Consider the following 6,136-nt stretch of genomic DNA (forward strand, 5'->3'; position numbering starts at 1 on the left):
ATCTAGTACAGCCCCAATAAATAAATAAATAAATAAATAAATAAATAAATAAATAAATAAATAAATAAATAAATAAATCAAGATATTACGTGAAAAGTTAAAATATAAAAATAAAAAACAATAAATTTTTTCTCGCTTATTTTTAAGCCCTTGTTTCAATCGGCAATTTCGCCCTTATCCACCCATCAAACCCACCGATGATGCTATAAATATTTTCATAACCTTGTTCTGTTAAAAATGTGGCGACATTGCGGCTGCTGATGCCATGATAACAGCTGATAATAATGGGAGTGTCGAAATCCACCAATTCTTCAAACTGTAAAAAACTTTGATTAGTTAAATGAAAAGCCCCTTTGGGGTGTGAATAGGTATAACGCTGTGCATCACGCACATCGGCAAGGACTGCCCCCTGTTGCACCATTTCCCAAGCTTGTTGGGGAGTAATTTCTTTAAACGACATTATAAGGTTCCTTTTGCGTGCTGTTTATACACACCGTCTATCATCACAAGGCACATTGCCAATATTAAACAAATAAAAAGCGGGTAACTTTCCCCATCAATTTTTTCGCCAATAAAAAAGGAAACAAACACCATCATAATGGTTTCCACATAGCCCAATAGCCCGAGTAAATTCATTGGCAACAGATTACTGGCGATCACATAAGCAATTAATGCCGTACCACTAATCAACCCAAGCAACAGTAATAACGCCCAAATATTCGGATTACTTTGTTCCACCACGGCAAAATCTGTTTGTAAGGCAAAATAAATACTAATCGGGAGCAAACTGAACATTTCAAGACAAAAAGAGGCAAGATCCGTATTTTTCAACGCTTTTCGAATAGAAAAATAGGAGGTATAGCCCACACAAATGACAATGGCTTCCCAAGATAATCCGCCTTTAATGACGATATTTGAAATGACACCTAGTGCGGCAATCAATACAGCAATGAATTTAAAAGTAGAAATCCGTTCCTTAAAAATTAATCGACCTGCTGCTACCATCACAATAGGCAGTAACAGATACCCAAAGGAAACACTCAGCGAGCTCCCATTATTGGGTGCCCATAAAAATAACCACATTTGAAAGCCCATTAGTGCCCCACAGAAAACATAAGAAAGAGCAAAGTGCGGTCGTTTTTGGAGGTGTTTTAAACGTTCGAGCAAGGCATTTTTTTGTTTGAACATCAAAACGGCTAACAGTACAAAGGGAAAAGTGAAAATCATTCGATAGCCGAAAATATCCGTACCGCTTAAGGGTTTAAGCAAGGTGGAAAAATAATACATATAGCCAAATAAAAAAGAGGCGAAGAGCGAAACGAGAATACCTTTTAGCATAGGAAATCCTTAGTCGAAATAGTCCAGCCCATTCTATTCCAACATTGCCCAAAACGCACGAATTAAGGGTTGGGCTAAATGCCTTTTTTGGGTACAAATCCCCAATTCAAAAGGGGCAACGGGTCGCTCTAAATTTAATCGGGAAATTTGATCGCGCATCGGGCTGTTGTCAATCACCGCATCAGGCAACATCGCCAAACCGAAGCCTAACCCCACCATAGGGACAATCCCCTCGTGCCCTGCTACCGTGGCATAAATTTTTGGATGTTTAATGTGCTTTTCACGCAACCATTGTTCAATCCGCTGCCTTGCATGGCCTTCCACCGGAAAAATAAAAGGCATCTGCTGCCAATTAATCGGTTTCTCTTGCAACAATTGTGTTGCCAAACAAGCAATCCGTGGCGCAATCAGTGAAAGATGAATATCGTCAATTTTATGAAATGCCACGCTCGCCGGTAAATTATTAGGTTTCCCTGCAAGCGCAAGATCCACTTGCTGACTTTGCACCAATTCCAAAGCGAGCGCCGGATCGCCGGTGGTAAGCTGAATTTCCACTTTTGGATAACGTTGGCGAAATTGTTTTAATATCTGTGGCAAATGGCTATAAGAGGCGGTAACAGAACAAAAAAGTCTTAATTCACCGCTCAATTCATCTGTTTCATCATTGATTTGTTGTTTGAACTGTTGCCAGTTTTGCCACTCCACCTTGGCAAACCGTAGAAATTTCTCCCCATATTCGGTGAGATTTACTTGACGGTTATCACGAATAAAAAGCCTTTTCCCCAACTCTTCTTCCATCCGCTGAATTTGGCGTGAAAGGGTGGAAGGGGACATATGGTTTTGAGTGGCGGTTTTGGCGAAGTTTTTGGTTTCCGCTAGTTTTATGAATAAGTTGAGATCGGTAAAGTCCATAATCATTCCGGTTTTATCAAAGTCAGATTTCGCCTGACAGCGACCTACTTTCTTTATTTATTTGAAATCGCCTTTCGCTCGATGAGCGACCTACTTTCTTTTACTTGTGTAAAAGAAAGTAGGCAAAGAAAACACACCCCAGTTAAATCGCTGATCTTTGCTTTATTGTCATTTTCTTCACGCTAAATTTGTCAACTCGCTTCGCTCAAACAGTACAAATTTAGCTAAAAATGCCAAGTCGCAAAGGCGATTTATATGGGGTTCCTTTATCGGAGCATTATTTAAAAGAGCGCATGGTTTTAAAAATATTAAAATTTTTAACCGCACTTTATTTGTAGAAAGAAATAAATTCCCTTCTTTTCCGCCTTTGTGGAATTGAATTTGTAGGAAATTTTCGTCTGTTTGAGCGTAGCGAGTTCAGAAAATTTCCGTTAAGCAAATTCAGTGGAACAAAGGAAACAAGGAAAAGCAGGGCGTGCTTTCTTTTTGCCTACTTTTACTTTGCACGAGCAAAGAAAAAGTAGGTCGCTCATCGAGCGAAAGGCGATTTCAAATAAATAAAGAAAGTAGATCGTCATCAGCGAAACCCGATACCAAATCAATAATTGCAAAAAATGAAACAAATCATTCCCATAATATCACTTTACGCAATCACAAAAAACCTTATAATCCTACTCATATTAAAAACTATGCAAACACAACATCATACAATCATTCACCCTGATAAAATCAAGGAAAACATATGGCTAACTATTTCAACACATTGAATTTACGTCAAAAATTAGACCAATTAGGTCGTTGTCGTTTTATGGATCGTGAAGAATTTGCCGATGAAGCAAACTTCTTAAAAGGGAAAAAAATCGTTATCGTGGGCTGTGGTGCACAAGGTTTAAACCAAGGTTTAAATATGCGTGATTCCGGTTTAGACGTGAGCTATGCCTTACGCCCTGAGGCCATTGCAGAAAAACGTGCCTCATTCCAACGTGCCACCGAAAATGGTTTCAAAGTCGGCACTTACGAAGAATTAATCCCAACAGCCGATTTAGTCGTGAACCTCACGCCGGATAAACAACACTCAAAAGTCGTAGCGGATGTGATGCCACTTATGAAACAAGGAGCAGCCTTTGGTTATTCTCACGGTTTCAACATCGTGGAACAAGGTGAGCAAATTCGCCCGGATTTAACGGTCGTGATGGTGGCGCCAAAATGCCCGGGTACAGAAGTGCGTGAAGAATACAAACGTGGTTTTGGCGTGCCGACTTTAATCGCCGTTCACCCTGAAAATGACCCGAAAGGCGAAGGTTTAGCCATTGCGAAAGCTTGGGCTGCGGCAACCGGTGGTCATCGTGCAGGCGTATTAGAGTCTTCTTTCGTGGCAGAAGTAAAATCCGACTTAATGGGTGAGCAAACCATTCTTTGCGGTATGTTACAAGCCGGCTCTATCGTGTGCTATGACAAATTAGTCGCAGACGGTAAAGACCCTGCCTATGCCGGAAAATTAATCCAATACGGTTGGGAAACCATCACTGAAGCCTTAAAACAAGGCGGTATCACCTTAATGATGGATCGCTTATCCAACAGTGCGAAATTGCGCGCCTTTGAGCTTTCCGAGCAAATTAAAGAAAAACTTGGTTTCTTATACTACAAACATATGGATGACATCATCAGCGGTCACTTCTCTGAAACCATGATGGCAGACTGGGCAAATGGCGACAAAGATCTCTTCGCTTGGCGTGAGGCTACCGCCAAAACCGCTTTTGAAAATGCCCCGAAATATGATGGCAAAATCAGTGAGCAAGAATATTTTGATAACGGCGTGTTAATGATTGCTATGGTAAAAGCCGGTGTGGAACTTGCCTTTGATGCGATGGTGGAAAGTGGCATTTATGAAGAGTCCGCTTACTATGAATCGCTTCACGAATTACCATTAATTGCCAACACCATTGCGCGTAAACGTTTATATGAAATGAACGTGGTGATTTCTGACACAGCAGAATACGGTAACTACTTATTCTCTAACGTCGCCACCCCAATTCTCGCTAAAGAAATAATCCCAACGTTGCAAAAAGGTGACTTAGGCGAACCAACGCCAACCGTTGAAATCGACAACATCACCTTGCGTGATGTCAACGATGCCATCCGCAACCACCCGGTGGAATTAATCGGTCAAGAATTGCGTGGTTATATGACAGATATGAAACGTATTGCAGTTGCGGGTTAATAATTAAACCGCTAAAATTTAAGCCGATTTAGTATTAAATCGGCTTTTTTACATTTAGAGGAGAACCCAAAATGAAAAACAATAAGAAATATGACCGCACTTTTAAACTGAGTTTGGTAACTATCGCACTCGGGTTATTCAATCAGGCGTGGGCAACAGATCTCACTTGCTCTACTTTAACAGGATGTAAATATGATTTTCACGGTGGGCGAGATAATACTTGGATGATCAATAACCAAAGTACTTCATTTAACGATACCATCAATGTGGAAGTGTTACCCGGAAATTATCAAAATATCGCTAAAACCGATGTAGGAACAATTATAACTGATGGAGAGTCCATTGCTTCTGCCGATGCCTTATTTCGTATTCGGGATTTATCAAACAGAGACAATATAATCACCTTTAAATCTGGTGTTAATGCCACACTTAAAGAAGATTATCCTTCAAGTAACCTAATTGACTTATGGAGAGCAACTGCAACCCTTGAAAAGGGTGTCAAATTAATACTAGAGCAAAATTATGCTCAACTTCATAATACGACAGATGCTTACGGCGATGATGATGGAAATTCAGCTATTTCGACTCGCAATAGTAGAGTTGATACCGAAGCCGATATTGAAATCAATAATAATGGTGCAAATGTAGCAATCGAATCACAAGAAAGCTCAAATATAACCTCATCAAATCACCGCATAATAATGAATGGTGAAAATAACATTGCTTATGCTTTATTTGGTAGAGATACTTTAACTATAAACAATGTCAATATTTCCGGTAATAGAGATAAACAATTTGCTTTTGATATAGGAAATGATGATAGTGAAACTGCCAATATTAATGCAGACCATTTAAATGTATCACTTAATGATAAAAGTGGATTAATGACAAACTCAGATTCCACTTCATCTATTGTTAACTTTAATCATTCAAATATTAAGACCGGTTATGGCGTGCTTATATTTCCACTTGATCGCTACACGACTAATCTGAACTTGCAAAATAGCACCCTCAATGCAACTCAAGCCTTGGTTTCTATTAATGACAAAAAACTGCTTAATGAATATGGAGACGAGGAGGAGGGTGACAATGAAGTTATTGATATAGCAAAAGCAGAAGTATATCAACTCAATATAACGGGTTCACAAAACTCAACATTCACAGGTGCGATTATCGAAAACCCTGAGAAACCTGCTAAGGTTGAAACTAATCTTTCTTTAAGGGAGAGTCAATGGCGTTTTAATCAATCAAGCCTGTTAAATCACTTAATCGTTAATAATTCAGTCGTAACATTCGAACCAAACTCAGAATACAAAACATTAACCATCAAAGGCAATCTTACCGGTTCCGGTACATTTAACCTTAATACCAATATTTCGGAAAACAAAGGCGATAAAATTATCGTAGAAGGCACGGCGAGCGGCGAACACAAACTCAACGTTATCGATCACGGTCGAGAGGTTGCAGACAAAAAATTAACGCTGGTTGAAACCCATGGCGGCAATGCAAAATTCCGTTTAGCCAATCCAAATCAGCGGGTGGATTTGGGGGCGTATCAATATTTCTTATCCCCGGAAGGAAATAACTGGGTATTAGCCACTTCACAAAATGAAATTACTCAACCGCCGATCTCTGACACAGGTACAGGCACTGGCACTGGCACTG

At 39.7% G+C, this 6,136-nt stretch carries 5 protein-coding genes; 2 read left to right on the plus strand and 3 right to left on the minus strand.

All coding sequences use genetic code 11. The features are described from left to right. Positions 1 to 142: 142 nt before the first annotated feature. Genes glpE through ilvY form a run of 3 tightly spaced genes read right to left on the minus strand, consistent with a single transcriptional unit; the run spans position 143 to position 2,250 of the window. Positions 143 to 460, minus strand: coding sequence for a thiosulfate sulfurtransferase GlpE (gene glpE, locus BKK50_RS09900; protein WP_077417649.1), 318 nt, complete (start codon positions 458 to 460; stop codon positions 143 to 145). Next, a complete protein-coding gene (gene rarD / locus BKK50_RS09905) occupies positions 460 to 1,338 on the minus strand; it encodes an EamA family transporter RarD (protein WP_077417650.1) in 879 nt (292 codons plus the stop codon). Before rarD ends, glpE begins: the two co-directional genes overlap by 1 nt. Positions 1,339 to 1,371: 33 nt before the next feature. After that, positions 1,372 to 2,250 carry an HTH-type transcriptional activator IlvY gene (gene ilvY, locus BKK50_RS09910; protein ID WP_077417651.1) on the minus strand — a complete coding sequence of 293 codons (879 nt, stop codon included), beginning with the start codon at positions 2,248 to 2,250 and terminating at the stop codon, positions 1,372 to 1,374. Positions 2,251 to 2,992: 742 nt separating this feature from the next. Between ilvY and ilvC the strand changes: the two genes are divergently transcribed. Together ilvC and BKK50_RS09925 are read left to right on the plus strand one after the other, a co-directional pair. Beyond that, a complete protein-coding gene (ilvC, locus tag BKK50_RS09920) occupies positions 2,993 to 4,471 on the plus strand; it encodes a ketol-acid reductoisomerase (protein WP_077417652.1) in 1,479 nt (492 codons plus the stop codon). A gap of 71 nt (positions 4,472 to 4,542) precedes the next feature. Beyond that, positions 4,543 to 6,136: pertactin-like passenger domain-containing protein (locus tag BKK50_RS09925; protein WP_143529802.1), on the plus strand; the 1,594-nt coding region annotated here is incomplete at its 3' end.

It is taken from the genome of Rodentibacter rarus, assembly GCF_001998965.1.
Taxonomy (GTDB): Bacteria; Pseudomonadota; Gammaproteobacteria; order Enterobacterales; family Pasteurellaceae; genus Rodentibacter; species Rodentibacter rarus.